At 39.6% G+C, this 25,104-nt stretch carries 21 protein-coding genes and 1 other RNA gene; 7 read left to right on the top strand and 15 right to left on the bottom strand.

The annotated features are described in order from the left end of the window. Positions 1 to 11 precede the first annotated feature (11 nt). Positions 12 to 1,034 carry a GTPase ObgE gene (gene obgE, locus AACW45_RS28555; protein WP_190629564.1) on the bottom strand — a complete coding sequence of 341 codons (1,023 nt, stop codon included), beginning with the start codon at positions 1,032 to 1,034 and terminating at the stop codon, positions 12 to 14. A gap of 253 nt (positions 1,035 to 1,287) precedes the next feature. Beyond that, positions 1,288 to 2,004 (bottom strand): Mo-dependent nitrogenase C-terminal domain-containing protein, encoded by a 717-nt coding sequence (locus AACW45_RS28550; RefSeq protein WP_190629562.1) that lies wholly within the window; start codon positions 2,002 to 2,004, stop codon positions 1,288 to 1,290. A gap of 484 nt (positions 2,005 to 2,488) precedes the next feature. Between AACW45_RS28550 and AACW45_RS28545 the strand changes: the two genes are divergently transcribed. Next, on the top strand, positions 2,489 to 3,598 hold the full coding sequence (locus tag AACW45_RS28545) for a glutamate--cysteine ligase (protein WP_190629560.1): 1,110 nt from the start codon (positions 2,489 to 2,491) through the stop codon (positions 3,596 to 3,598). 234 nt (positions 3,599 to 3,832) lie between these two features. On the opposite strand, the gene AACW45_RS28540 is transcribed toward AACW45_RS28545, so the two are convergent. Beyond that, a complete protein-coding gene (locus tag AACW45_RS28540; RefSeq protein ID WP_190629559.1) occupies positions 3,833 to 4,528 on the bottom strand; it encodes an SAM-dependent methyltransferase in 696 nt (231 codons plus the stop codon). Positions 4,529 to 4,640: 112 nt separating this feature from the next. After that, positions 4,641 to 5,750: an iron-containing redox enzyme family protein gene (locus AACW45_RS28535; protein ID WP_190629557.1), complete on the bottom strand. Its 1,110-nt coding sequence runs from the start codon at positions 5,748 to 5,750 to the stop codon at positions 4,641 to 4,643. Between the two features lie 332 nt (positions 5,751 to 6,082). Here AACW45_RS28535 and AACW45_RS28530 point away from each other — a divergent pair, with 332 nt between their 5' ends. Beyond that, positions 6,083 to 6,283, top strand: a complete 201-nt coding sequence (locus tag AACW45_RS28530; protein WP_096645891.1) for a hypothetical protein — start codon at positions 6,083 to 6,085, stop codon at positions 6,281 to 6,283. Between the two features lie 139 nt (positions 6,284 to 6,422). Here the strand turns inward: AACW45_RS28530 and AACW45_RS28525 are convergent, their stop codons facing one another. Continuing rightward, complete coding sequence (locus AACW45_RS28525; protein ID WP_242045535.1) at positions 6,423 to 6,620, bottom strand: DUF2795 domain-containing protein; 198 nt, start codon at positions 6,618 to 6,620, stop codon at positions 6,423 to 6,425. Positions 6,621 to 7,051: 431 nt separating this feature from the next. Here AACW45_RS28525 and AACW45_RS28520 point away from each other — a divergent pair, with 431 nt between their 5' ends. Further along, the gene (locus tag AACW45_RS28520) at positions 7,052 to 7,294 is read left to right on the top strand and encodes a hypothetical protein (RefSeq protein WP_190629555.1); all 243 of its coding nucleotides are present in this window, start codon (positions 7,052 to 7,054) and stop codon (positions 7,292 to 7,294) included. Positions 7,295 to 7,435: 141 nt separating this feature from the next. Here AACW45_RS28520 and AACW45_RS28515 read toward each other — a convergent pair whose 3' ends face one another. After that, positions 7,436 to 8,263 (bottom strand): Rpn family recombination-promoting nuclease/putative transposase, encoded by an 828-nt coding sequence (locus tag AACW45_RS28515; protein ID WP_190629553.1) that lies wholly within the window; start codon positions 8,261 to 8,263, stop codon positions 7,436 to 7,438. Positions 8,264 to 8,601: 338 nt separating this feature from the next. Between AACW45_RS28515 and AACW45_RS28510 the strand changes: the two genes are divergently transcribed. Next, on the top strand, positions 8,602 to 10,410 hold the full coding sequence (locus tag AACW45_RS28510; RefSeq protein ID WP_190629551.1) for a PmeII family type II restriction endonuclease: 1,809 nt from the start codon (positions 8,602 to 8,604) through the stop codon (positions 10,408 to 10,410). 51 nt (positions 10,411 to 10,461) lie between these two features. Here the strand turns inward: AACW45_RS28510 and AACW45_RS28505 are convergent, their stop codons facing one another. From AACW45_RS28505 to groL, 6 genes are all read right to left on the bottom strand, one after another. After that, positions 10,462 to 11,535, bottom strand: coding sequence for a Gfo/Idh/MocA family protein (locus AACW45_RS28505; RefSeq protein ID WP_190629549.1), 1,074 nt, complete (start codon positions 11,533 to 11,535; stop codon positions 10,462 to 10,464). A 223-nt stretch (positions 11,536 to 11,758) separates the two neighbouring features. Beyond that, positions 11,759 to 12,478 (bottom strand): ribonuclease III, encoded by a 720-nt coding sequence (gene rnc, locus AACW45_RS28500; protein WP_096645886.1) that lies wholly within the window; start codon positions 12,476 to 12,478, stop codon positions 11,759 to 11,761. Positions 12,479 to 12,698: 220 nt separating this feature from the next. Next, an RNA gene (gene rnpB / locus AACW45_RS28495) (RNase P RNA component class A) lies at positions 12,699 to 13,147 on the bottom strand. A gap of 48 nt (positions 13,148 to 13,195) precedes the next feature. After that, positions 13,196 to 13,906, bottom strand: a complete 711-nt coding sequence (locus AACW45_RS28490; protein ID WP_190629547.1) for a hypothetical protein — start codon at positions 13,904 to 13,906, stop codon at positions 13,196 to 13,198. Positions 13,907 to 13,969: 63 nt separating this feature from the next. After that, positions 13,970 to 15,112, bottom strand: coding sequence for a magnesium/cobalt transporter CorA (corA, locus tag AACW45_RS28485; RefSeq protein ID WP_190629545.1), 1,143 nt, complete (start codon positions 15,110 to 15,112; stop codon positions 13,970 to 13,972). A 316-nt stretch (positions 15,113 to 15,428) separates the two neighbouring features. After that, the gene (groL, locus tag AACW45_RS28480) at positions 15,429 to 17,099 is read right to left on the bottom strand and encodes a chaperonin GroEL (RefSeq protein WP_190629543.1); all 1,671 of its coding nucleotides are present in this window, start codon (positions 17,097 to 17,099) and stop codon (positions 15,429 to 15,431) included. 532 nt (positions 17,100 to 17,631) lie between these two features. Here groL and AACW45_RS28475 point away from each other — a divergent pair. Further along, positions 17,632 to 18,723, top strand: a complete 1,092-nt coding sequence (locus AACW45_RS28475) for an MraY family glycosyltransferase (protein ID WP_190629625.1) — start codon at positions 17,632 to 17,634, stop codon at positions 18,721 to 18,723. Between the two features lie 148 nt (positions 18,724 to 18,871). Here the strand turns inward: AACW45_RS28475 and fabG are convergent, their stop codons facing one another. The 3 genes from fabG to AACW45_RS28460 all read right to left on the bottom strand — a co-directional run bounded on the left by fabG (position 18,872) and on the right by AACW45_RS28460 (position 21,908). Continuing rightward, positions 18,872 to 19,639: a 3-oxoacyl-[acyl-carrier-protein] reductase gene (fabG, locus tag AACW45_RS28470; RefSeq protein ID WP_096645881.1), complete on the bottom strand. Its 768-nt coding sequence runs from the start codon at positions 19,637 to 19,639 to the stop codon at positions 18,872 to 18,874. A 271-nt stretch (positions 19,640 to 19,910) separates the two neighbouring features. After that, positions 19,911 to 21,203: a glucose-1-phosphate adenylyltransferase gene (locus AACW45_RS28465; RefSeq protein WP_190629541.1), complete on the bottom strand. Its 1,293-nt coding sequence runs from the start codon at positions 21,201 to 21,203 to the stop codon at positions 19,911 to 19,913. Between the two features lie 405 nt (positions 21,204 to 21,608). Further along, positions 21,609 to 21,908 (bottom strand): hypothetical protein, encoded by a 300-nt coding sequence (locus AACW45_RS28460; protein ID WP_190629539.1) that lies wholly within the window; start codon positions 21,906 to 21,908, stop codon positions 21,609 to 21,611. 477 nt (positions 21,909 to 22,385) lie between these two features. Here AACW45_RS28460 and urtA point away from each other — a divergent pair, with 477 nt between their 5' ends. After that, positions 22,386 to 23,708: an urea ABC transporter substrate-binding protein gene (gene urtA, locus AACW45_RS28455; protein ID WP_190629537.1), complete on the top strand. Its 1,323-nt coding sequence runs from the start codon at positions 22,386 to 22,388 to the stop codon at positions 23,706 to 23,708. Positions 23,709 to 23,937: 229 nt separating this feature from the next. Beyond that, positions 23,938 to 25,098 carry an ABC transporter permease subunit gene (locus tag AACW45_RS28450; protein WP_190629535.1) on the top strand — a complete coding sequence of 387 codons (1,161 nt, stop codon included), beginning with the start codon at positions 23,938 to 23,940 and terminating at the stop codon, positions 25,096 to 25,098. Positions 25,099 to 25,104 lie beyond the last annotated feature (6 nt).

Genomic DNA, 25,104 nt, shown 5'->3' with positions numbered 1-25,104 from the left:
TTCACCTAAGCTTATACTTCTACTTCTTCAGCAGTATTAATCTGATCGAGAATTCCCCAAATTTCTTGTAAAAGTGGCTCTAAACCAGTGCGAGTCACTGCGGAAATTAAGAAAACCTTAGCGTAGGAACGATGATTTAATTCAGTAGCTAAAGCCTCTAAATCTACCGTTTCTCGATCCACTGCATCTATTTTATTTAATGCTAAAATTTGCGGACGTTCTGCTAAACCCCGTCCGTAAGCTTTTAATTCTTGCTGAATCGTCATAAAATCACCCACCACATCCTCACTAGTCGCGTCAACTAAGTGTAGTAATACCCTAGTGCGTTCGATGTGGCGAAGAAAATCGTAACCTAAACCCGCGCCATGAGAAGCGCCTTCAATTAATCCGGGAATATCAGCGAAAACTGTACCATCACCTGTGGGTTTACGAACTACGCCTAAATTTGGTATCAAGGTAGTAAAAGGATAGTCAGCGATTTTTGGACGCGCTGCTGACAGTGAGGAAATTAAGGTAGATTTACCCGCATTTGGTAAACCAATAATTCCCACCTCAGCTAAAAGTTTCAATTCCAAACGCAGTACTTTTGCCTCACCTGCTAATCCGGGGAGGGCGTATTCTGGGGCGCGGTTGCGGTTACTCAAGAAATGCTGATTTCCCAAACCACCTTTACCGCCTTCCGCAGCCCGAAACCGTTGTCCAGGTGTAATTAAATCTTCTAGTAAAGCGCCTGTGGAAGCATCATAAATCGCAGTACCACAGGGAACTTCGATAATTAAATCTTTGCCATTTGCGCCAGTACAATTATTAGGGCCGCCTCTTCCGCCGTTTTCAGCTTTAAAAAGGTGATTATAGCGGAAATCTAACAAAGTTTGCAGGTTTTCTACTGCTACAAAAATGATTGAACCGCCTCTTCCGCCATTACCACCAGAAGGGCCTCCTGCGGGAACATACTTCTCACGGCGAAAGGCGACAATTCCATCGCCGCCTTTACCAGCTTCTACTTGAATTACTGCTTGATCAATAAATTGCATAGTTAGTCAATAGTCAGTTGTCATTAGTCAATAGTCAGTTGTCAGTTGTCAGTAGGGGCGGGTTTGTGAGAGATTGTTATGAATATTTGAGGATATCTGTAAACCCGCCCGTACAGTTGTCAGTTGCTTTAGCTGTTAGGGTGACAATCCTTTTTGGCAGACGAAAGGCTGAACTAACAATTCTACAAGTTGGGGAACCCTCAGTGCGAACTATTTCACCAATGACCAATGACCAATGACTAATGACTATTAACTAAATATATGGTGAAATATCCTCTCCACAATCATCTGCCAAATAGGAGAGGGCGCGGAAACGCAAACCTACCATTTGTTCATAAAGGGGATTAATTTTACATAATGGCGGAATATGTACAATTTTGCGTCCAAATAGCTTCACATCCCGTTCAAAGGGACACTGGGGCGGAATCATTTTACATAAAAAGCGAGCAACTCTAGGATCTTGAATATCCAGTCCGTCTAACCAATCGCGTACAGGGGTAAGTGCATCATGGGGAGGAGAATGGGGCCCAATGGTGATGGAAGGCTGGGCGGATGCTTCTTGCTGGAGAAAACTGTCGATTGTTGGATCTACATGTTCTGTGTGTTCTAGGGTGTGGCGCAAAGCTTCGATTAAATCCTTGGGTTCGCCTAGTGCTTGACACAGCTGTTGCAAAACTTGGTCTTCACTGGGAGAATATATCCCATCTGCGATCGCTACCATCACAGCTGTGCGCAAGAAATTTTCTGCTGCTGATGTTCCTTTACCCAAAACTGCGGCTAATTCCTCTGGTGTAATCACTTCCAGAGAATCAAAATTAATAGTGGGAGCTAATTCATTTTCCGTTATACTAGCAATTAACTCTTTTTCATGTGCGTCAAAGTCACCATCAGCTAGAGCAATAGTGAGCAATCCACGCAACCAAGCCGCTACTTGTTCGCTAGTATAAGGGGATTGAACGACACTTTTCATAAACTCATACCTCAAGCTGTCCTCAGTCCATACAGTACATAGTAAGCTACCTTAAAGGGTATTAAACTGCTACATATTTAACTTTAAAGACTGAGAGAATTGGTTTTTCAGCCTTAGAGAGCAAAAATACTTTTAAAAATCCCATAGCTTCTTAAAAAAAGATTGAGAATTTTTCTACTTAAATGGTTTAGCGTTAAGTTAGTTTTGATGGCTTTATAGCCTCCAAAGCCTTGCCAAACGGTTACTGATATTCAATATGACTAGCTTATTGCAAAAAATATTACCTCTTTGATACAATCACTATTGCGAATATATCTCATGTATTTGACATAAACAGTAATTTTCTGCAACTCGTTGCAAAACTACTGCAAATGGCATCCTAAAATTCATGTATTTGGGATGACTACAAAATGTGAGTTGAAATATTTCCTGTTTTATTACTTAGCATCAGATTGCAATTAACTCTACATATTTAGGTAATATCATGACGTTTTTTTTTGGGATTGAACACGAAGTTGCTTTTCTAAATCAAGCAGGAAAGTTTGCTGATTTTGAAAATACAAAATTTGCTGATTTTAGCCAAATTGTCGAAAGATTACCAACATACCCCAATGATTATGCACATTTACGTGTAGGTGATGCGGGGATTAAGGCTAAGAGATGGTATATAGAAGGATTTGAAAGATTTGCTGACTCTGATAAAGTAATTGATTGTTTACCTAAAGGTATTGAAATTAGAACGACTATCCACCCTAATATTCAAGCTGCAATTCAGGAATTAACCGAAAGTTTTTGCTTATTACGTGATGTAGCTGCTGATTACGGTTTTTCACCTGTATTAACTAGTTTTAATCCCTACAAAACTGTTTTTGAACCGCAACCACCATTAAATGAATATGAAAAAAAATATCTCCAAGCTTATCCTGACGAAAATACCGCCAATATTTATATGGTGACATACGGGCCAGATTTAAATATATCTATGGCAAATTTGTCTGTAGAAAAGCTAATTGATATTGGTAAAAAGTTAACTTATTACAGTCCTTATATAGTTCCTTTTAGTTATAGCGCACCTTTTTATAATGGTGATTTATGGGAGGGATTATCGGTAAGAACTTTTGTGAGAACCGGTAAAAGATCGGCGGCGCTAGTTTTTGTAGAAAAAGCCGAACAAACGATTGCGAGCGTTCCTTCTTTAACCAAAGTCGCACGCATTTCCGCAGAAGTAGGAAGAATTGAATTTAAGGCTTTTGATACTTGTGATGATTTTTCGATTTATGCAGCTTTGTTAGCTTTATTAAAAGGCTTAGTTTTAGATGAATCTTTGTTAGGTAGAGCCACAATTCCCGATGCAGCTTTACATCAAGTTTCAGCCAAAGCAGGATTTAATAACGAAGAGATATCTCTGATTGCACATCAGGTTTTAGAAGCAGCAGAAATGGCTTTGAAAGATGACCCAGATAGAAACTTATTAATACCTCTGAAACTGAAATTACAGCAACGAGAAACACCATCTCAAAAACTCATTCAATGGTATCAAGAATTAGGTTCTATAGAAGCAGCAATGCAGCAAACTTACTTAAAATTTAGCTGAGTCTTAATTTGAGATTTAATCATAAACTAATCTATCGCAATACTATCTAAGTTGTGAAAATATTTTTTAAATGAACCGCCAAGTACGCCAAGGACGCCAAGGATAAGAGAAAAAAATTGAGAGTTTGTAACTTTCACAAAAGATTTAGGATTGCTATAATCATCAAAATTGGGAAAACCTTTGCGTCACTTTGCGCCTCCCTTAGCGCTACTCTGCGTTTCAGAATCAATAAAGTTACAAACTCGTCAATACCTGAGCAAGTTCCTGAGATAAATCAGTTTGCTGTGTTTGACATTTACTAAATAAAACACCAGCTAAAAAGTAATAGTCACCGGAATAAAATGCCATTTTATGCTTCCGCAATTCTTCAATATGGTTTTTCACCTTTGGTTCCGAGCTATAATGACCAAATTTGAGCGGAAGCACGACAAAATTATTCACTATATATCCATAATCTTTTGCTTGTTCAATGGTGCTATTAGGGTTAGAATAGCTAGAAATTAAAACTAGCACGTTCTCGTAACCTAAAGACAAAAGATTATTAGTCACTGTCGCGCCATCTATACCCCCAAATAATAGTGGCATATAAATATCTGGATCTGGTGCGGGGAGATAAGGCGGATTAGCAACTAGATATTTAGCTTTAGGTTTATCTGATTTAAAGAGACAGGCATTATTGATGATATATTTTTCCGTGAGATTATATTCATCAATTGTTAAATTGGCAGCTTTCCAAGCTGAGGTATTTAATTCAAATCCCTGGATCACACCATCAAATTTATTTCTCAGCAACGAGTTGATTACCGGACTACCATCACCAGAACCAAATTCCACAATCGACTCAGGATTGGGACAATTTCTCAAAACTAAATTTTCTAAACAATTGGAGTAAAAATTAGATTCTTCTGGGCAAAAGAATATCTCTTTCATGTGACCTCAAGTCAAATTTAATGTAAGATAAATTAGATTTAGACAGTAAGAACTGTTTCTTTAGCAGTAGATTGCTAAAGAAAGGTTTTGCTAAAGAAATTGAGAATTTTAGCTATTGTTCTTGGGCGCGAATAGAACAGACAACAGCTTTTGCGGCGCGATCGCCCATGAGTTTTTCTTGGTCATACCCTAGTAGCAATTCCCACGCATCATTGGGATACTGTTCTGCTAAAGCTAAAGCCACATCATCCAACATCCAACGACCGTGGCGTTCGTCTTCGCGAATATGCAGTTCCCAATAACCCATCGCCGCCTCTGATAGTCCCAAGCGTTGCGCTGCTGTGAGATAATTTCTGTAAGCTGCAGGGCCAGCTACTTCAAAATAGGTTAATGCACCACTGTAGCGGAGAAAATAGCGCTTGCGTTCTGTGGTTAAAAAGTTATGGTTATCGCAAGCTAAAACTTCCCAAGGTACTAAATCAAAATATGCCTCTGGTGCGGTATTCATGCCAAACTCAGCTAGCATTTGGGCGAAATATGTCGAATGCTTGCGCGATAAGCGACCGTTACCATATTCTTCTAAAAATACTCGCACTAGAGTACACTGCACTTCATTAGCTGCACCGCCTAAAATAAATGTCATGCGACTACCTTCTACCAAGCCATCAAAGGAACCAATGGCGAGTAGGTGACGGTAACCAGCTTCACTCATTTCTTCGCGGATGTAGCGACTCTCCGGCGATAAAGGCGGATCGACATCAACAGTAGCGCGTTCAATCAGTGCTTGTTTAACTTGTGTAACGTTTAGCTGTTGCAGTGCAAAGACATCGATTTGGGATAGTTCCCACTTTTGCCAAGCTGCTTCAATTTTATTTCTACAGGATAATAAATAGAGCGATCGCTCGTTGTCATAATGTCGTAAATCGTCATACCAAAACAACTTTAGCCGATTAATACGGTACAGGATTCTTTGCAGAAAGCGATGCGCCACATCATCACCACCGCCTTTTCCATAAGCAGCAGTAATTGCTGTTGATAACGTCTGTTCAAATTCCCAGACTTTGCTAGCATTTTCTTCCAGTTGATTATCTAAATTTTCTGTAGCTAGCAGTTCTATAAATTGCTGTTCAGCATTGTGATAGTTGGGAGCTGTTGTTTGTGCTATTTGATTATCATTCCCTTTCACCTTTAAGTCAGGGAACATCAGCAGATTGTTTTGCATGGAATATTAAGTAGCGTTGCCAATTGTGAACAAAAAACCGTTATCTGTAATATTTAAATTTACATAGTTATAGCTATATGTACCTCTTTCTCAGGTTATAAAGAAAGATTAATTTGGGAGAGACAGATAATTTTTCTAAAGTTGGCAAATATGCCAAAAGATTGATGAATAAACTCCATAATCTCTATTGAAGTAATTTAAAAAATAAAGTGAGTATATGATGCAACTTTAATCAAGAATTGTATTAGTTTGATAACTGCGACCTTTGTCTGCTCCTATACTAAGGATATTCCTCAAGTTAGCGTGCGTATTGCACATTTGGAGGCTCCAAAATGGTTCATACATACGAGGTATTGGTAGATATTAAGGAATTTGCCGGACAAACAGACAATACCTTTCAACGCGAAACGGCAAGGTACGAAATAGACGCTACTTCCAAAGAAAAAGCGGATGGTATGGCTTTCCAAAAAGCGAGAAGCGAGCATCCACACGGCACAGAATATGATGTTAGGGTAACAAGACTGCTGAGATAAAACGAATATTAAGTATGCTGATTCTTGGGAATAAGCATTCTGTAAAATTTGTAAATTCAATAATTAATTATATAGTGTAAAACCGCCCTCGACCGTTTGGGGGCGGTTGCAGTTTGGGGTTTAATTGACAATTTTTCGACTATTTCAGATTTGCGATCGCTTCACTCACATCTGTAGAATTTTCATAATCTTGATAAGGTATCTTTTTCAAAATCCGCAGTACTTTCTCATCAAAACCTTTCTCTTCTGCATTCTTAATCAAGTCTTTCTTACTAATGGGATAATTAAGTTCATGCAAGTTCTTATTGAGTTGCACCGAGGTGGCTGTACTCATCATGGCAATTCTCCTGAATACTAATGATTTGCATTCAAATGTTATCCAGTTCTAATTTGCTATGAGACTTACTGGATTGTAATCTTACAGATGAATTCGCTTACTCGTGGTAGTCAGGAATATTCGAGTAATTAATTACAGCCTATTTTAACTATTTGTTATTACCTTTACAATCGAAGGATACAATGCTTTTTGACATCCTACTAATGATAGATTTTTAAATTTTAATAGTAATTTTTAATTCAGCAAATTTGATTGTAGGAACACAGTATCAAAAATTCCTACAAATGACCAATGACCAATGACCAATGACAACCCTACCCAGTTATCTTTAATTCCACCAACCTACTTAATTTTTTCTACGCTTTTAGGAAGATGAAGCTCTCTTTTACTGTGAGTAGAAATTAATTAGACACCTAAAAGAGGAAAAAGTTATGGTTACTACAGGTAACGGACAGTCTCAACAAGCCATTAGCAATCTAGAGTACGATTTTGTCACCGTGCTGCACAATAAAGCAGAAGCTGTTAAGGCTTACGATACTTATATCAAAGATGCACAAGAAGCTAACTCTCAGCCTTGTGTAGAATTATTCCAAAAATTGCGCCAGTCTGATATGGAGCAAGCACAAGAAATCCGCCGCCATCTTCAACAAGTATTACAGCACGGTAAAATGTAAAGCTGGTAATTCAATTTTAGATTTTAGATTTTGGATTTTGGACTTCGTCGTGAGCGCTCAGTCGAACGATTTGAGATTTAAATTTCCTAAGTCCAAAATCTAGAATTATCTGAATTGAGATATAGCGAGTAGCAGGTAATATTAGCTAGACTGATTGCGTGCTACTTTTTGTACTTGCTCCACAGTCAAATCTAAAGCTTGCGCTATTTGTTCCACACTTAACCCCAAAGCTAACAATCTGGGTACAGCTTCTAATTTTGCTTGTTGTCTACCTTCTTGTCTACCTTCTTGTCTACCTTCTTCTAAGCCGTCCTGTTTAATAGACTGATACATCCTTGTTTTTTTGAATTCCTCATCTATACCTAACATGGCTGCCAACTCCTCTCGGCTAAGTCTGGTAAATTTGTACAACAGGATAGTTTCTATTAATTCTACAATTTGCTTTTTGGTAGTTTCATCAGCCAATTGATTTTTGGCTTGTAAAATTAGTTCTTTACCTCTTTCTATTGCTGTCTCTTCACCTGCGATAATTAATTGCACTATAGCAACTTGAAGTGAGGTTTCCGTGACTGTCCCTAATTCATCTAAATAAATACATTGTACTTGAGGACTGTCTAGCAATAAGTGATAAGGCTGTTGATCCTCTGGCTCTACACTACGTTGAGGATAGATAACCACAGCACGCCAAAAGTTAACAGATGGATTTTGACGTAAGTAAAGAAATATTTCCGCAAACAAGCGGCGATAAAAATTTGTATCTAGTTGAAATTGGACTTCGACAAAGTATAAAGGTTGTTCTGGGGTTTCACTTTCGGGAATAAATACACCATCAATTCTAAAGGCTGTATCTTTGAGTTCAACTGATACAAATTCATAAGCATTAATGTTAACCCTAGTTTCGCCAATGATGGCAAAAAAGATGCTGGGGAAAGCTTGGAATAAGCTGTAGAAAATTTTGTCAGTTTGCACCTGGATATTCTCATGTCGAAAATTCTCTAGTCGCCAGTCTATCAAGAAGTTTCTCTACGAGAGTAGTAATATAGCAATTCTCAATTATTCGTCAACAAAAGGCTTAACAGCTTCAGTTACCTGATATCACCATCAGAAACTAACAAAACTGGTAAAGTTTATCTACCTGTGGTTCATTTGAACTACAATAAGTTCAAATTAGCTATCAAATGTAATAATAACTTGATTTTTGCTGCGCTCTATAGTGTCTGTAAGCCTTTTAAGGTACACTAGAACGCTGCATACTTGTTTTTTAGTATATTTTGGCTAAGTAAAATTTCAGTCTAAGAAGTTCGGTTATGGTAGAAGCATCGCTAAACATTTCCTTGGAATCTGAGGAAATTCTTATTCAGGATTTGGGATCAGTAGACAAGGATAATCCGCAAAGTTGGAAGAATCAGGTAATTCTTGGTGATTGTTTAGAGGTTTTACAAAAGCTACCGTCTGCAAGCGTTGATTTAATTATCACTTCACCTCCATACGCTGATAGTCGAAAAAAAACTTATGGAGGAATTTCTCCAGATGAATATACTGATTGGTTTCTTACAGTAGCTCTAGAGCTAAAAAGAGTTTTAAAACCAGAAGGTTCCTTCATTCTTAATATTAAAGAAAAAGTAGTTAATGGTGAAAGACATCCTTATGTATTAAATTTAATTTTAGGAATGCAAAACCAAGGATGGTTATGGACAGAAGAATATATATGGCATAAGAAAAATAGTTATCCAGGAAAATGGTCTAATCGCTTTCGTGATTCCTGGGAGCGTTGTTTACATTTTAACAAGCAAAAGAAATTTAAGATGTATCAGGAATCTGTTATGGTTCCTATGGGAGATTGGGCAAAATCCCGTCTCAAAAATCTGAGTGAAACGGATAAAAGGCGCGATACTTCTAAAGTTGAAAGTGGGTTCGGTAAGAATATATCTAATTGGGTAGAGCGGAAAATGGCTTATCCAACCAATGTGTTACATTTAGCAACTGAGTGTGGAAATAAAAATCATAGTGCAGCTTTTCCGAAAACGCTTCCTTCATGGTTTATCAAGCTATTTACTGATTTCGATGATGTCGTTCTCGATCCATTTGCTGGTTCAGGAACATCTTGTGTAGCTGCTAAAGAGTTGGGTAGAAATTATATAGGAATTGAGATTAAACAAGAATATTGTGGCCTAGCTGCAATGAATATTAAAACAGCAGTTGCTAATAGTCAAGTTGTGAAAAATAATAAACAATCTAATGAGGAATTAAATGTGGTTGACCGAGATTATACAATCTATCATGATTACTTGATTCAGCAGGTACTTACACCTTTCTATGATAAGAGATTTGAAAAATTGAGTAAGTTAAAACTAAAAGATGTCATTAAACGTAAAAACCCTTATTTATTTAAAGCAAAAAATATTGAACTTGCTCAAGATTTGGTTGCCAGCATAATTACGGCATTTCTTTCTTCACAAGAAGAAACGATTTTCGGGAATTTGCTAGAAGGATTTGCAATACATATATCTCAATCTTTATATGGTGGTTTTAAGTCAAAATTAAACAGTGTAGATCTAGAATTTCAACGAAATGAAACTTATTATATTGTAGGGATTAAATCTGGTAATAACTGGGGCAATTCTGACCAAATTAGTAAAATGAAAGACAATTTTAAAAAAGCAAAACAATTATTGATAAAACAAGGTATTACAAGTAATATCGTTGCTATTAATGGTTGTATGTATGGTAAAGATAGTAATCCTTTGAAAGAAGATCTCAAAGATCCTGATAAGACATACTTTAAATATGCTGGTCAAGAGTTTTGGGAATTTATCTCAGGAGATGCCAATCTTTACCAAGAGATGATTGTTCCTATCGGGGAAGAAGCAAAGAAGAAAGATGAAATTTTTCAATCTACTCTTAATGCAAAAGTTAATGAAATGACTTTTGAATTTATACAGTATTTTACAATAAATGGTCACATTGATTGGATTAGGTTGGTTGATTATGTATCTAAAAAAGGCGATTTCAAATTAGAACCTATATCTCAACAGATGACGTTAGAACTAGAAGCAGGGGATTCAGATTTAGAAGAACCTCTAGATTTAGCAGATGCGCTAGATTTTGAAGAATAGAAGAAAATACTGCTGAATATCAGCCTATCAAGGAAAATCCCGATGCTGTTATCAAATACTATTGCTGTGTTCCCTACAGCCTTTTAAAAAAATCGCCTGTCCACCATATTTGAGAGATACTGTAAGCGCAGAGAGAATTTGCACTAACTCCATACCTACCCAACCAGATGATTCAACTGGGGGCGTATTTTTCAGGATACAACTAATAAAGCGATCGCACACCCGCGCTAAAGGTTCGCCTGTTTCTACCTCTAATACCTCTTGGCTTTGATTCATCGGTAAAAATTGATTATCTTGGTATTCAATTTCACCACTGAGTAAAGTTAAAGGCGACGGGTGCAACATTTCATCAAAAATCAAGGTACCACAGTCACCCACCACCGCTAACCGCCTTTGTTTATCGGTATTCAGCCAGCAGAGATGAATATATGCTTGAAAACCATCTGCATAGGTTAGCGTCACCCATACTAAGTCAGCTAATCCTTGATTTGGGAAATTAGCAACTCTTTTCTCCCCTGCTTGTTGTAGCCACACTGTACCCGTAGCTTGCACTTTCACTGGTAGCTTACCTAACCAGTTATTAAAAATAGCAATATCGTGAATCGCTAAGTCCCATAGTGCATCAACATCTTGTCTCACAGGACCTAAGTGAGTACGAGTAGCATAGCCGTAGCGTAAATCACCTAAATTACCCGCCTGAATGACAGCTTGTCCTTTCTCAACGGCTGGATGAAATAAATAAGTATGATCCACCATGAGTATTAAATGTTGTCGCTGTGCTAACTCGCAAAGTTCACGACATTCTAAGGGATCTAAAGTTAAAGGCTTTTCGGCTAAAACATGGTAGCCCTGGTTAAGGGCATCTTTAATCAGATGATAATGGGTAGTAGCTGGAGTTGCGATCGCTATTGCCATTAAATCTGGTATTTGCTTTACAGCTTGCCAATCAGTAGTTAATAATACATTATCGTTTAGCTTAAATTGCCGTTTTACCGCCTCTAACCGTTCGGGATTGGAGTCTACAACCGCACTAATACTTACTTGATGATGTTCTAAAAAATTCCGTAGCAAATGCACGCCCCAACGCCCAACGCCCAGGACAGCAATTTTAATTTTGTTATTCATTAGTTATTAGTCAAGAGTCAATGGTCAAGAGTCAAGAGTCAATGGTCAATGGTCAATGGTCATTTGTCATTTGTCCTGCTTGTTGTCCTTTCGCTTCCCCAACGATTGAGCAATTCTAGATTGTTGGCTATGGACTTTTGACTATGGACTTTTGACTATGGACTATGGACTCTTGACTCTTGACTAATAACTGAATTATCGACGTATAAATAGTATGTTGAGTTCAGGGTTGTTCCTGATTAGTAATAGATAAAAAAGCTACTTTGGCTGCGGCTTGTTCGGCGGCTTTAATTGAGCGTCCTTTACCTTGACCTAGTTGTTTACCGTGTAACCACACCTCAGCCACAAATCGCTCTTGATTGCGGTGGGGTTGCGTAACTTCGACAACACGATATTCTGGTAATACCTTAAATTGCGCCTGAGTCCATTCTTGTAGGGCGGCTTTGTAGTTTAATCTAGCTGGATCGAGGCGAATTTCTGCTGCTAGTTGTTTGAAGTGGGGATCGAGCCAAGGACGGATTAACTCAAGATTGTGAGTACTTAAGTATAAAGCACCAAGAACCGCCTCAAAAGCATCTGCTAACCGAGATTCTTGACCAACTTTATCAGCAGTAGCACTACCGGCGACTAATAAATACAGTTCTAAACCATATTCTCTAGCTAATTGAGCGAGAATGCGATCGCTCACCAAGACTGAACGAATAGCCGCAAAATCTCCCACCGGACAATCGGGATAATGTTCCCACAACACCACAGCCGCTACCAACCGTACTACCGCATCACCAACAAACTCCAGCTGCTCATAGTTCGCAGACTCCGACACGGTAGGATGAGTCAAAGCTAAATCAAGCAAGTGCCATTGTATAGCTGCTTCCTTTGGTAGACCTAACTTTTTAACTAAACTTTCAAGCTGGCGCTGACGGCGTGGATAAGCGAGAGACATTCAATTCAGAAGGGGTGCGGGAAGGGGACAAGGAGGACAAGGAGGACAAGGAGGATAAAGAGGACAATGAATTTTAGATTTTGCGAAAAGTCGGAGCGCCGGCTTCCGGCGATCTGAACTTTTCAAGACAGATTTGCGATTTTGGATTCCAATCTAAAATTTAAAATCCAAAATCCAAAATTGTTTCAATGCCCAATGCCCAATGCCCAATGCCTAAAAGAGAAGAGAGCAGATCGTAAGCCGGGTTCTGTTCTCTACTGTAGAGATGTTTTGCAACTTCCCTACAATGAGGGTGGTTATCTATCTGGGACGTTTGTTACCAAACGCCTCTAGCGGCTCTATTTTGCGGAACTGGTAAAAGACCAACCATAGTTCCTTCGCCTTGCTCCCAACCGGGGTTTACCGAGCCAACGCCTCTCGACGTTGCTGGTGCGCTCTTACCGCACCTTTGCACCCTTACCAATCAATTTTGGATTTTGGATTTTGGATTTTAGATTCAATCCAAAATCTACAATCTAAAATTTAAAATTGATTGGCGGTATCTTTCTGTGGCACTATCCTCACGATCGCTCGCACTGGACGTTATCCAGCAAGTTTGGTCTTTGGGAAGCCCGGACTTTCCTCAAACCGATTTTGACAATCGATCTGCAACCGCCTACCTCTACTCTCTCCCTAGATACAGTGTAATCTTGGATGGCGTTGTGTGTCTGATTTGAATTACTTCTTTTTATTCCAAGGTAGGGCGTATGTCCAAGGCAATTTTCTAATGGTAAAAGGACAATTGACGATGCACATTGGCGGGATATTCTCACCCGGAGCTAAACCTACACGCACTTCAGACAAACGCAAAACTAACTGTAGTGAAAATTCTAACTGTTTTGTTCTGCTGACAAAGTCGTTGTATAACTTTTTTTGGGCTTTGACAGGACTTTTTTGCAAAGCCGTGATATTCACTAGGGGTTGTTTGGCTGAGTAAGTCCCTGAGGTTGCATCGCGGGCGAAAACATCTTCAGCTGTGACTGTTGCGGAAAGGGTTTTCTTGGGCGCGATGAGACTGGGGCTTTGGGGTACAGCTAAGTCACGAGTTAAATCTGGTGATTTGCGAATTACCCGGCGCGATTGCTTGCTATGTTCGACAACTATAGAACTATTATCCCAATCAACATAAATAGCGAGATTATCAGATTTATTTTCGATACTCACTGACAACTCTTTCAATTCATCAAAAGAATAGGAAGGACTAAGTTTAAAAGAAATTCCTACTTGGTCTTGGAGATTTTGCTCTTTGAGTTGATCGTCAACAACATTTTTTTGATGCTCAAATTTAATTTTGTCATCAATTGACTCAATCATCAAATTAAAAATGTAAGAGACGCCGATGATATAAAGCGTCAAAACCACTAAATTTTGGTCGCCACTGCCTCTCATAACTTTAAATATAGACTCCCTGTACTAATTTTGTATATTTGTTCCCTAACTCATCGGCTATAGTTAATCTTCCTTGATTGGTACCGACCTTTCTAGCCAGCCCCGCCGCCAGAAAAAGTATAATAATCCCCCGGCGATTCCCAGCATTACTCCCCAGCACAACAGGTATCCCCATTTCCAATTGAGTTCAGGCATATTATACGGTGATATTTCCGTATTGAAGTTCATTCCGTAAATTCCTGCTACAAAAGTTAAGGGAATAAAAATTGACGAAACCACCGTTAGCAGCTTCATAATTTCATTCATTTTGTTACTCACTGCTGACAGGTAAACATCCATTAATCCTGATGTGAGTTCGCGATAAGTTTCTACCATATCAATTACTTGCACTGCATGGTCATAACAATCTCTTAGATATATGCGGACTTCTTCGCCGATTAAGTTATCGCTATCTCGCATTAAAGCACTCATCACATCTCGTTGTGGCCAAATTGCGCGGCGCAGTTGCAGTAATTCTCGCCTAATTTTATAAATTTTTTGAAGTGTTTTTGGCGTAGGTTTAATAATGACTTCTTCTTCTAATTCTTCAATTTCCTCGCCGTAGCGTTCTAACACAGGAAAAAAACCATCAATAATCGCATCTAATAGAGCATAAGCTAAATAATCTGTGCCTGATTTGCGGATGATTCCTTTGGCTTTTTCAAGGCGCGATCGCACTGGTTCAAAACAATCATGTTCTGGTTCTTCTTGTACGGTGAGTAAATAATTTTTACCCAAGATTAAACTCACTTGTTCGCTATGAAAACCAAAGGCATTTTCCTTTGGTACTACCATGCGGGCAATAATTAATAATTGGTCGTCATAATCTTCTGTTTTCGGACGTTCTGGGACATTAACTATATCTTCTAAAACTAGAGGATGTAATTCAAAAATTTGACCAACTCTTTGCAATAAGTCTTGATTTCCTAAGCCCTGCACATCTACCCAAGTGACTGATGTTGTATCTAAATAAGGAATACATAGTTCTGGTGTTTCTATTTTCTTACGAATATATTCTTGGGCATTATAATCTATCAACACAATTTCTGGATATTCGGCATTTTCATCAATTATTAGAGTGCCGGGAATATTTCCTGGTTGGTGATAGAATTCTTTGATTAATGAATGTTTGATAGCTTTACGATTGCGAGGAATTCTTAGACCCATAAAGTTTTACCTGTAGTCATTTGTCAATAGTCAATGGTCAATGGTCAATGGTCAGTAGTTAATATATAAATAAGCAGAAAATCAGGTTTTGGATGAATTTTAAATTATTCATCACAATTAATATTGTTTCGGATAGGCAATGCCCAGCCTCAGAAATGAATTAGCAGCCAAAATTGGTTAGCTATTCAAGCCGATATGATATCATCTCCTCACTTCTGAGTCAGAAATAATAAAAAAACAGTTTGTCTCAATTAAGACAAACTGCTTCATAAATGTTTATACAAATAACCAATGGGAAGATATGGGGAAGCGGAGATTAGAACATGCCCATGCCGCCCATACCGCCCATACCACCCATGCCGCCCATGCCGCCCATACCGCCATCAGCAGGAGCTGCGGGGGCTTTCTTTTCGGGTTTTTCTACAACCAAGGCTTCGGTGGTTAATACCAAGCCAGCGATGGAACCAGCATTTTGCAGTGCAGAACGCACAACTTTGGCAGGATCGATAATCCCAGCTGCAATTAAGTCTTCAAATTCTCCAGTAGCGGCGTTATAGCCTACGTTAAACTCGGTTTCCCGGACTTTGGAGACGACTACGGAACCTTCAGCACCAGCATTGTCTGCTATTTGACGTAGGGGTGCTTCTAAGGCACGGCCAATAATATCAGCCCCAAGCTTTTCTTCTTCATCTTTGAGGCTGTTTTTAATTGCTTCTACCTTGGTAGCCAAGTGAATCAAGGTTGTACCGCCACCAGGAACAATCCCTTCTTCTACGGCGGCTTTAGTGGCGTTCAAAGCGTCTTCAATGCGGAGTTTGCGATCTTTGAGTTCGGTTTCTGTGGCTGCACCAACTTTAATTACTGCCACACCACCAGCTAACTTAGCAATCCGTTCTTGGAACTTTTCTTTATCGTATTCGGACTCTGTTTCTGCCAACTGCTTGCGAATTTGCCCAATTCGCTTTTGAATTTCGGGTTTAGTGTTGCTACCAGCGACAATGGTAGTGTTTTCTTTGTCGATGGTGATTTTGCGGGCGGTTCCTAAAGCTTCTAGAGAAGCGGTATCCAAGCTTAAACCGATTTCTTCAGAAATTAACTGACCATCGGTAAGAATGGCGATATCTTGTAATAATGCTTTGCGGCGATCGCCAAATCCAGGGGCTTTAATTGCAGCTACAGAAAGTACGCCTCTTGCTTTATTCACTACCAAAGTTGCCAAAGCATCGCCTTCTACATCTTCAGCAATTACCAGCAAGGATTGACCCAAACGCGCAACTTTTTCGAGTACGGGTACTAAATCCTGAATGCTGTTGATTTTCTTGTCGGTAATTAAAATGCGGGCATTTTCAAATTCTACGGTCTGGCGCTCGTTGTTGGTGATAAAGTAGGGAGAAATATAACCCCGGTCAATCTGCATCCCTTCTACCACTTCTAATTCAGTTGTCAGGGACTTAGATTCTTCAACGGTAATTACACCATCTTTGGTGACTTTATCCATTGCTTCGGCAATCATGCTGCCGACTTCTTCGTCATTACCTGCGGAAACTGTCGCTACTTGTGCGATCGCACTTCCTTCTACTGGCTTGGCTATCTTGACGATTTCTTGTACCAGCGCCTCAATCGTCTTGTCAATTCCTCGTTTTAAACTAACTGGGTTGCTACCAGCTGCAACATTCTTTAGCCCTTCGCGGATTAAAGCCTGTGCTAAAACCGTCGCGGTAGTGGTACCATCACCAGCAACATCTTTAGTTTTTGATGCGACTTCTTGGATCAGCCGCGCACCTGTATTTTCTAATGGATCTTCTAATTCAATTTCTTTAGCTACAGTGATACCATCATTGACAATTTGAGGGGCACCATATTTTTTTTCTAAAAGCACGTTACGACCTTTTGGCCCTAAGGTGATTTTTACCGCATCAGCAAGAGCGTTAACACCCCGTTCCAGGGCCCGCCGTGATTCTTCATCAAATGCAATAATCTTCGCCATGTTTCATTTCTCAAGCGCTTCCATTAGACAATTTAGCACTCACAGCGCCAGAGTGCTAACACATTCCACAACTCAAATCACAAATCAAGATAAAAATATGAAATTACATATTTAACTGTCAACAGTCAATAGTTCATAGGATCGGGTTCCCCTAAATATGTATCGGGAAAACAGCTATTGTCAGTCAACCCACCCTTTCATCAACTATTGGACTTTGGACTTTGGACTTTGGGCTTTGGACAAATGACCAATGACCAATGACCAAATAATAATTCCAATTTGGCTTTTATAACAGGCAAATCTATGCTTTTATCCTGTTTAGCCACTTCTATATAAGGATAAGGCCATCAAAAATACTGGACAAAAATTTGAATGTGTATTTGCATCTGGGGAATGCCCTTGATAAGGATGTAAGACTGGCTCAGTTTCAAGTTACGCCCGTAGACAAGTATTGGCCGACTGCCTTAGTTGAAGCGGGAAGTAAATATCAATTGCTCAGATTTGAGCGATATATGTAAATTTTATGGAGCAGATGAATTTAGGTAACTCCCTTAAATCCTTAGGTATTGCTGACCCTAGCGGCACCGGCTGGTTGGCTGTAGTATTTACGTTTCTCTTGGCTTGGCTAGTAACATGGCGGTTAATCCCCACAGTCCGCAAATTTGCCTTACGGGTAGGTTGGGCGGATCAACCAAACGCTAGGCGACTTAACCGGGAACCTTTGCCTAATGCCGGAGGGCTGGCTATTTATACAGGCGTAATTGCGGCATTGGTATTAGCAACTCTCTTAAGACCTATTGAACTACAAGGGGTATTAGCTCAAGTTCTGACAATTCTCTTGGGAGGAACAATATTAGTTTTGGTTGGCTTTATTGATGACCAATTTGGCTTACCTCCCTCTGTGCGGATGTTTACTCAGATTCTCACCGCCCTTTTGCTTTATGCTAACGGAATTAGAATTGATATCGCTTTTGGTACACCTATCGACTCGATTCTTTCCATTTCCCTGACAGTATTTTGGGTAGTGGGAATTACCAATGCCATTAACTTAATGGATGGGATGGATGGTTTGGCAGGAGGGGTAAGTTTTATTACTGCCATGAGTTTGTTGGCGGTTTCCGCGCAAATTTCCTATCGTGCCGCAGCAACTCTAGTTCTAGCCGCCTTGGGTGGTGCGGCCTTGGGCTTTTTGCGCCATAACTTCCACCCCTCACGTATTATTATGGGTGATGCCGGGGCATACTTTTTTGGTTACGTGCTAGCGGCAACAAGTATTTTAGGTAAACTCCAAGTCAATACAGTATTTTCCCTGATTCCTACAGTTTTATTTTTGCTACTACCAGTATTAGATACTACGCAAGTAATTGTGCGGCGACTGATGGCGGGCAAAAACCCCATGAGTACCCCTGGTAAAGACCACCTGCACCATCGCCTCTTGGCTTGGGGCTTCTCTCAACGCCGAGCTGCATATACTCTGTGGTCAATTACTTTAGTTTGTAATTTGTTGGCAATGAGAATGCAAAATTTGACTTTGGTACAAATGGTAGCTACCACTATGAGTGTAATTTTGCTCATTAGCTTTACCATTTGGGGAAGAATACAGCAGAGAGAATGTATTACTTGAGCGAAGTGGGAAGGGAAGGGAGACAAGGAGGACAAGGAGGACTAAGAATTTTAGATTTTAGATTTTAGATTTTAGATTCAAAGCCAATCCAAAATCGCAAATCCAAAATCCAAAATTGAATGGCCCAATGCCCAATGCCCACACCTATCTACGCCATGACCATACCACCATCGACATTAAACACTTGTCCGGTGATATAGGCGGCGGCGGGGTCGGCGGCGAGGAAGCGTACCATACCAGCAATTTCTTCTGGTTGACCGTAGCGACCGAGGGGAATGAATTTGAGAATTTCTTCAGTGTTGCTGAGGTTGCTGGTCATGTCTGTGGCGATGAAACCAGGGGCGACAGCGTTAACGGTGATCCCGCGAGAAGCTAGTTCTTTTGCTACAGTTTTGGTAAAGCCGATAACGCCTGCTTTGGCGGCGCTGTAGTTAGCTTGACCAGGGTTACCCATTTGCCCTGCAACTGAGGCAATATTAATAATCCGCCCAGAACGTTGCTTGAGCATAACTTTACTAGCCGCGCGAGTGCAAAGAAATACACCAGTAAGATTAAGGTCAATCACTGCTTGCCAGTCTTCTGGCTTCATGCGCAAAAGTAGAGTGTCGCGGGTAATACCAGCATTATTAACTAGGATATCAATCCGCTTAAATTTATCGATGACGGTGTTAAATAGGGATTCTACTTGATCGCTTTTAGAAACATCTGCTTGTATGGCTATCGCCTGACCGCCAGCATTTGTAATTTCTGTCACTATGCTATCAGCCGCACCACTAGAACTAGCATAATTAACGACTACATTAGCGCCGTAGCTAGCTAATTCCAGAGCGATCGCTCTACCAATTCCCCGTGAAGCACCTGTAACAATTGCAACTTGTCCCTGCAATTTTTGTAAATTCTCACTCAAAAGTTCCATGAAATATATTTTGAATCACCGCGCTAATTATCTTATGGTGATTTGTACCTTCAGTATTAAAACTGCGTGTTATTGATTGTGGGTTATGGGTGTCAATGGTCAATAGTCAATAGTCAATGGTCAATAGTCAATGGTCAATGGTCAATGGTCAATGGTCAATGGTCAATGGTCAATGGTCAATAGTCAATGGTCAATGGTCAGGAAATTTTTGACTTTTGACTCTTGACTATGGACTTTTGACTCTTGACTTTTGACTTTTGACTATGGACTCTTAAATGATTGTGCCATCAGGGATGACGGCATTTTTTAATACAACCACAATTCCACTACGGATATAAAAGCCCTGACTTTCGCGATCGGCTTCTTGTACATTGTCTTTATTGACAATTTTGACATTTCTACCGATGCGGGCGTTTTTATCAACAATGGCGCGGCGAATAATCGTATCTGCACAAATACCGACGGAAACCTCATCGCTGAACAAGTTACATTGTCTTTCTACAGCAGGTTGGTAAAAGTCGGCACCCATAATTAGAGAGTCTTCGATGATGCTACCAGATTCAACTCGCGATCGCACTCCTAAAACTGAATGTTCAATGCGGCAGTTTTTCAAAATACAACCTTCACCAATCAATGATTGGGTGATTGTACAATCTAACATTTTTGTGGGAGGCAAGTAACGCGCGCGGGTGTAAATCGGCGCTTGTTCATCATAAAAGCTAAAAGGCGGTTGGGGTTGCTCTGTTAGAGCTAAGTTGGCATCATAAAAAGCTTCAATGGTTCCGATATCTTCCCAGTACCCATTGAATAAGTAGGCTTGGACGTTGTAATCTTTAGCAGCAGCATCAGGAATGATTTCTTTACCAAAATCTGTGCTTTCTAAAGATTCGCGCAATAATTTGATCAAAACTTCTTTTTTAAAGACGTAAATCCCCATCGAAGCGATGTAGGGTTGGAGTTGGGCTTGTTCTGGACTCAATCCCAGTACGGTGGTATCGACGCGCATGTTGGCTAAAGCGTCACCTTTGGGTTTTTCGCTAAAGTCAATGACTCTACCGGATTGATCGATTTTCATCAAGCCAAAGTCAGAAGCGCGGCGATCGTCGATGGGAATTACAGATAATGTAATATCTGCTCCTGTTTCTCTATGACGCTGGACAAATTCGCGGTAATCCATGCGATAGAGATGATCCCCGGAGAGAATCAGGTATTCTTCGGCGTCCCATTCTTCCAATAGCCAGATATACTGACGCACAGCATCGGCTGTCCCTTGGAACCAGTTGGGGTTTTCTGGGGTTTGCTGTGCTGCCAAAACTTCGACAAAGCCATCGCTGAAGCCACTAAAATTGTAGGCACGAGCAATGTGGCGATTCAAAGAAGCTGAGTTGAATTGTGTCAGGACGTAGATTTTAAATATTTCTGAATTGATGCAGTTGCTGACAGGGATATCAATTAAGCGGTACTTCCCTGCAACTGGTACGGCTGGTTTTGCACGTAGTTTAGTTAACGGATAAAGGCGAGTACCTGCACCACCACCGAGTATTATTGCTAAAACTTTTTTCACAAAATGTCTCCCGACTGCCTTTCAACTCTCACCTTCAGTTTATGACTGTATGTAGCAGCTGGTAAGGGGGGATCGCAGATTCTGAAGCGTGAATTTTACAGAATGCTGGCGGTAATTAATGTCGCTGCCAATAAATACAGCATTAAGATTTATGTATAATTTACTGCCTGCCTAATTTAGGCGATCGCGATCAAGTTTTCACTACTAAGTAGGCAATTATATCTAAACACTCAATTAATTTGCAGATAATCCCATTTTTTCTAAGTAACACATACTTATACGCAAGTATTTTAAGTTGCATATACTATACTTAGTTTAATAGGAATAATTCTCAAGTTTTGGGCAAAATTTTCAGGGAAGAATTTAAGATGGAAGCTGAGTTAACAAGTGCGATCGCCAAATAAATTAAACACTCAATTTTTTGAAATTTAACTTGGTATTAACGAAATTTAATTGCTGTGATAACCTGATCTGCTGTACCCAAGGTTGCGCAGATAACTGGGAAATAGCATTTGCAGACAGAGTAGCTGTAAAAATATTCTTTCCGGGAGTGACATCATTCACCCCGATATTTTCCAAAACAGCAATAGCAGTTGCATCTAACACAGGTTCAGTATGGATAAACACTGTCAAACTCTGTGCATCTGAGTTTTGTACTTGATTGATTGCAGAAGCCAAGGCTGCGTCAAGTTTTTGATAGTTCATAAGCAATTCCTTAAACAGCGTAGCTGGTGATTGTTAACCTAACCTATCACCAACCTATCAAATTTATCGATTTTCATTACCTATCTTCGTATAGACGTAACATCCTGTTGGCTACGTCTAATTGCAGATTTGCTACATCAATCCTATCGGTAGCAACAAGGTAAAATTTTATCTTTTATTCAGAATTGATGCTTGACAAAATATTAAATGTTGCAGATAGGAGGGGAAAAATTATTATTTCTGAAGTTATGTTGCTTTCAGGTTAGTACTGGAAAATCTAATATATTTGTTGCACAATAATTAAAAATTTTTATTTAAACTTAACGTAAATTATTTTTCAAGTAAAGAAACCGAAATTTAGTATCCTAAATAACAATTTAGTGGTTAAATATCAAACTAATATCACAGTTTAAAGCTTGCGCTGGTTAAATTTCTAGGAGCTAGCTGATTCTTCATTGAGAGAAAATTCACAAATATATGAGTAGACTTAACCGACGTAGGTTTTTGATTTACGGTTCCGCAACGATTGGTACCAGTATCTTTCTCAAAGCTTGCGCTAATGAATCTCCCAGCAGTACAAATAGTCCCAGTCCCACTAGTGCAAATAGTCCCAATGCTTCGCCAGTAGCAGCTACAGGCGACAAAATTAAAATCGGGATTTTACACTCCCTAAGTGGCACAATGGCTATTAGCGAAAAAAGCGTTGTTGATGCGGAAAAATTGGCAATTAAGGAAATTAATGCCAAGGGTGGGGTTTTAGGCAAACAAATCGAAGCCATTGTTGAAGATGGTGCTTCTAACTGGGATACTTTCAGAGAGAAAGCCACTAAATTAATCGATCAAGATAAAGTAGCTGTAGTTTTTGGTTGTTGGACTTCAGCTAGTCGCAAGAATGTTAAACCTGTGTTTGAAAGTAAAGACCACATGCTGTGGTATCCCGTACAGTATGAAGGTCAAGAATGTTCTAAGAATATTTTCTACACAGGTGCGGCACCAAATCAACAAATCGAACCTTCTGTAGATTGGCTGTTAAAAAATAAAGGCAAAGAATTCTTTTTAGTCGGCTCAGACTACGTATTCCCTCGGACTGCCAATACCATTATTAAAGCTCAATTAGAAGCTCTTGGTGGCAAAACAGTTGGTGAAGATTATTTACCATTAGGTAACACAGAAGTTACACCAATTGTGACGAAAATTAAGCAACAGTTACCTAATGGCGGGGTAATTTATAACACCTTAAATGGTGATAGTAATGTGGCTTTCTTCAAGCAATTGAAAGGTGCGGGATTAACACCAGATAAATATCCTTCGATGTCAGTAAGTATTGCTGAAGAAGAAGTGAAGGCCATTGGTGTGGAATATCTTAAAGGTCACTATGCTGCGTGGAATTATTTCCAAACAGTCGATACTCCTGCGAATAAGAAATTTGTCGAAGATTTTAAAAAAGAATATGGTGCAGAAAGGGTAACAAATGACCCAATGGAAGCTGCATATATTGCTGTTTATTTGTGGAAGCAAGCAGTAGAAAAAGCGGGTAGTGTTGACTTAGCGAAAGTACGCGCAGCAGCTTATGGTCAAACCATAGATGCGCCAGAAGGAAAAGTGACAGTAAATCCTAATCATCACATCTCCAAAGTTGTGCGCATTGGTCAAGTGCGAGATGATGGTTTGTTTGAAATTGTCTATGCTACGCCTGCACCAGTTGAACCTGTACCTTGGAACCAATTTGTCAAAGAAACCAAGGGATATGCTTGTGATTGGTCTGATCCAGCTAAAGGTGGTAAGTACAAAAAGGCTTAATTAGTCATTGGTCATTGGTCATTAGTCATTGGTCATTGGTCATTGGTGAAAAATTTGACGGAATTGGCTGATCTCATATATCTTTATTCCCCATAAATTTCTATAAAAACTCTACGCAACCAACAATTGTACAGACGCGATTCATCGCGTCTCTAATGACTCAGCGATTAATCGCGTCTCTGACTAATGACTCATTTATCAACAAAAAGCTGATAGCTGGGGAATCAAAATGTTAACAGGTTTTTTAGATGCTGTATTTAATGGGATCAGCATCGGTTCTGTGTTATTAATTGCTGCTTTGGGATTAGCCATTATCTTTGGCTTGATGGGCGTAATTAATATGGCGCATGGTGAATTGATGATGTTTGGGGCTTATACAACCTTTGTGGTGCAAAATGGTTGTAAGCAATTAGGCGGCTTTTGGTGGGAAATTTATATATTTTTGGCGTTAATTATCGCTTTCTTTTTCACAGCATTTATCGGCTTAATTTTAGAAAGGGGCGTGATTCGTTATCTCTATGGTAGACCCCTGGAAACTTTACTCGCAACTTGGGGAGTAAGTTTAATATTTCAGCAGTTTGTCCGCAGTGTAAATTGGGTTGTAATTATTGGCTTAGTTTTGTTTTCAGGATTATTTTTTGGGGGTTTATGGTTTTTAAATTCCCGCACCAATTTAGAGAGAGTGCATAACTGGGTTGTTGGCGTTATTTTCTTGCTATCTTTGGGTGTGACAGTCACCACAGGTAAGATATTAAGTCAAACCTATAAGTTAGCGGTAACACAACCTTGGTTTGGCGCACAAAATGTAGATGTAACTGCTCCGAAATGGTTACAAACTGGTATATCTGTAGGTGGTGTACAATTACCATTTGCTAGATTATTTATTATCAGTTTAACAATAATTTGTGTCGCTGGAATTTATTTGTTTTTACAGCGTTCTAGTTGGGGATTAAGAATTAGGGCGGTTACCCAAAATCGCAGTATGAGTGCTTGTTTAGGTATCCCCACTCAAAAAGTTGATGCAATTACCTTTGCGTTGGGTTCTGGGTTGGCTGGTGTAGCTGGATGTGCAATTAGTTTGCTAGGTTCTGTAGGGCCAAATACCGGACAAAATTATATTATCGACACCTTTATGGTTGTGGTTGTCGGTGGTGTGGGGAATTTAGCTGGTACTATTGTGGCGGCTTTAGGAATTGGTACAGTTAACTTTTTAATTGGTTCAGGAACCTTGGCTTTATTATTTGCACCAGTGAAACCTTTAGCAGATTTGTTGAACTTTTTTGCGACTACAAGTATGGCAAAAGTGATGGTATTCGCACTGATTATTATATTTTTACAGTGGAAGCCAGCAGGAATTTTTCCCCAAAAAGGTCGGACTGTTGATGTTTAACCTTAA

The organism is Calothrix sp. FACHB-168 (assembly GCF_963889195.1).
Taxonomy (GTDB): domain Bacteria; phylum Cyanobacteriota; class Cyanobacteriia; order Cyanobacteriales; family Nostocaceae; genus Aulosira; species Aulosira anomala_A.
Note: the sequence above shows the minus strand (reverse complement) of the source record. Positions and strands in the feature narration are given on the sequence as shown.